This is a genomic window from Cysteiniphilum litorale (assembly GCF_003428165.1).
Lineage (GTDB): Bacteria > Pseudomonadota > Gammaproteobacteria > Francisellales > Francisellaceae > Caedibacter > Caedibacter litoralis.
In genome coordinates this window covers 1-622 of sequence record NZ_QLIQ01000179.1, presented here as the reverse complement: position 1 = coordinate 622, position 622 = coordinate 1, and the positions used below count along the sequence as shown (strand labels likewise).

Here is a 622-nt window from a genome sequence, read left to right as displayed (position 1 = left end):
TAAATCAAATCAAAGCATTCTTTGAACCTTAATTAAATATCGATGCGTAGATGGTGGAGCCAAGGAGGATCGAACTCCTGACCTCCTGCGTGCAAAGCAGGCGCTCTCCCAGCTGAGCTATGGCCCCAATTCAGAGGACAGAAAACAGATGACAGAGAACAGATCTTTGTATCGCTTCGCGATGATTCTTTAAAATAAAAACCGTGCAGCTCGCTGCACTCAAAATTACTGTCTTCTGTCTTCTGACATGGTGGGTCTGAGTAGACTTGAACTACCGACCTCACCCTTATCAGGGGTGCGCTCTAACCAGCTGAGCTACAGACCCAATCTACTGAAAAAACATCAATTGTAAACACTTAAACACTTCTCGCTATTCTCTTAATATCTTTGTACCTAAGTACCTTTAAGGAGGTGATCCAGCCGCAGGTTCCCCTACGGCTACCTTGTTACGACTTCACCCCAGTCATGAATCACAAAGTGGTAAACGTCCTCCTTGCGGTTAGACTATCTACTTCTTTTGCAACCCACTCCCATGGTGTGACGGGCGGTGTGTACAAGACCCGGGAACGTATTCACCGCGGCATTCTGATCCGCGATTACTAGCGATTCCGACTTCATGCTC

At 46.8% G+C, this 622-nt stretch carries 2 tRNA genes and 1 rRNA gene; all 3 read right to left on the bottom strand.

What is annotated here, in order from left to right:
• Nucleotides 1-51: 51 nt before the first annotated feature.
• Nucleotides 52-127, bottom strand: a tRNA-Ala gene (locus tag DNJ75_RS15180).
• Between the two features lie 121 nt (nucleotides 128-248).
• Nucleotides 249-325: transfer RNA gene (locus DNJ75_RS15175), tRNA-Ile, on the bottom strand.
• Between the two features lie 79 nt (nucleotides 326-404).
• Nucleotides 405-622, bottom strand: a 16S ribosomal RNA gene (locus DNJ75_RS15170); the annotation flags it as partial.